This window comes from Streptomyces sp. MnatMP-M17, from assembly GCF_900091995.1.
In the GTDB taxonomy this organism is placed as follows: domain Bacteria; phylum Actinomycetota; class Actinomycetes; order Streptomycetales; family Streptomycetaceae; genus Streptomyces.
This window is the reverse complement of record NZ_FMDK01000738.1, coordinates 1-2091: the sequence shown is the minus strand read 5'-3', so window position 1 is coordinate 2091 and position 2091 is coordinate 1. Positions and strand designations below refer to the sequence as shown.

Annotated in this window: 3 protein-coding genes; 2 read left to right on the top strand and 1 reads right to left on the bottom strand. The window is 70.5% G+C overall.

Going from position 1 to position 2091, the window contains the following annotated elements:
* Positions 1–385, bottom strand: a 385-nt coding sequence (locus GA0115259_RS29555) for a dihydrofolate reductase family protein (protein ID WP_176732693.1), incomplete at its 3' end; no start/stop codon positions are given.
* Between the two features lie 37 nt (positions 386–422).
* On the opposite strand from GA0115259_RS29555, the gene zapE reads away from it, so the two are divergent.
* Together zapE and GA0115259_RS29545 are read left to right on the top strand one after the other, a co-directional pair.
* Complete coding sequence (zapE, locus tag GA0115259_RS29550) at positions 423–1517, top strand: cell division protein ZapE (RefSeq protein WP_093602693.1); 1095 nt, start codon at positions 423–425, stop codon at positions 1515–1517.
* A gap of 79 nt (positions 1518–1596) precedes the next feature.
* Entirely contained in the window at positions 1597–2025 is a 429-nt protein-coding gene (locus GA0115259_RS29545; RefSeq protein ID WP_093602691.1) for an OsmC family protein, read from the top strand.
* The last annotated feature ends 66 nt before the right edge of the window (positions 2026–2091 follow it).

The following is a 2091-nucleotide window of genomic DNA, read 5'->3' as shown; positions in this document are numbered from 1 at the left end:
CGGGGCCCTGGCCGGCCGCCGCGCGGCGCGCGGCGAACGCCTCCCGGGCGCGGGCCGGCCGGTAGCCCTCCAGACGAACCGTTTCCGCGCCGACCACCACCGCGTCGGCGAGCCCGCGCAGCGTTCCGAAGATCCGCATGTCGGCGGCGGAGGAGATGGTCTGCGAGCGGCCGTCGTGCTGGGCGGCGCCGTCGAGCGTGGACACCATATTGGCCCGCAGCCAGGGCCTTCCGTCGGCCCGGGCCGCCGAAGGGTACGCGTAGGCGTCCGCCAGTTCGTCGAGCGTCCACTCACGGTCCGCGGCGGCACGGTCCTCGGCGGCACCCTCCTCGGCGCGGCCCTCGGCCGGGACTGTCTGATCGGTCACAGGGAACAGGCGTCGCATGCGAAGCAGTCTGGCACGGCGCATAGAGTGAAGAGTTGTGTCGTACTCCACCGCCGCCTCCGGCCAACGGTCGGTCACCGAAGCGACTCCGGTCGCCCTCTGCGCACGTGAGCCGCGTGTTCCCGCCGACCGTCTGGTCGCGGACATGGTGCCGCCGCCGCGCTTCGACTCCGTACGTTTCGACACGTACGTACCGGATCCGGGCCAACCCAGTCAGTCCCAGGCCGTCGCGGCGCTGAGCGCGTTCGCCACGGGCCTCGGCGGGCCGCACGGTCCGAGTGCCAGGAGCGCGCGGCGCTGGTTCGCCAAGAAGCCGGCCGCGCCCACCGGCCCGCGCGGCGTCTATCTGGACGGCGGTTACGGCGTCGGCAAGACACATCTGCTGGCGTCCCTCTGGCACGCGACTCCGGCGCCGGCGGAAGAGAAAGCTTTCGGCACCTTTGTCGAGCTGACGAATCTGGTCGGCGCGCTGGGCTTCCAGCAGACCGTGGAGACCTTGGGCGGCCACCGGCTGCTCTGTATCGATGAATTCGAACTGGACGATCCGGGCGACACCGTCCTGATCTCCAGCCTGCTCCGCCGGCTGGTCGACTCGGGTGTGGCGCTGGCCGCGACCTCCAACACGCTGCCCGGCAAGCTCGGTGAGGGCCGGTTCGCCGCCGCCGACTTCCTGCGCGAGATCCAGGGCCTGGCCGCGCAGTTCCGTCCGCTGCGCATCGACGGCGAGGACTACCGGCACCGCGGACTGCCCGAGGCGCCCGCTCCGTACTCCGACGATCAGGTGACCAGGGCCGCCTATGCCACCGAGGGCGCGAGCCTGGACGACTTCCCCGGGCTGCTCGACCATCTCGCCAAGGTCCATCCGAGCCGGTACGGAGCGCTCACGGACGGAGTGCGGGCCGTCTGTCTCACGGATGTCACGGCCGTGCCCGACCAGTCGACGGCGCTGCGGCTGGTCGTCCTCGCCGACCGGCTGTACGACCGGGAGATTCCGGTGCTCGCCTCCGGCCTTCCCTTCGACCGGCTGTTCAGCGAAGAAATGCTGAACGGCGGCTACCGGAAGAAATACTTCCGGGCGATCTCACGGTTGACGGCACTGGCACGGGACGCCAAGGGACTTGTGTCCCAGTAGGTTCAGAGCGCAATCGCATCTGCACCACCCAGTACCACCCAGTACCAAGCAGACCAGTACCAAGCAGAAGGGTTCCACCATGGCCACCACGCGCCAGGCGCACACGGTCTGGGAGGGCAACCTCCTCCAGGGCACGGGCACCGTCTCCTTCGACTCCTCGGGCATCCCGGACCAGCAGGTCTCCTGGCCCTCCCGCGCGGAGGCGGCGAACGGCAGGACCAGCCCGGAGGAGCTGATCGCCGCGGCCCATTCGAGCTGCTTCTCGATGGCGCTCTCGAACGGTCTCGCCAAGGCCGGCACGCCGCCGACCAAGCTCACCACGCAGGCCGATGTCACCTTCCAGCCCGGCACCGGTATCACCGGTATCCATCTCACGGTCGAGGGCGACGTTCCCGGCCTGGACGAGGCGGAGTTCGTCAAGGCCGCCGAGGACGCGAAGGTGAACTGCCCGGTGAGCCAGGCGCTCACGGGCACGACCATCACGCTGAGCGCGTCGCTCGCCTCCTGACGCGGTTCCGACCGCGGTTTCGGCTCCACCGGCCGTGCCGCCCTGTCCACCGGACCGGGCGGCACG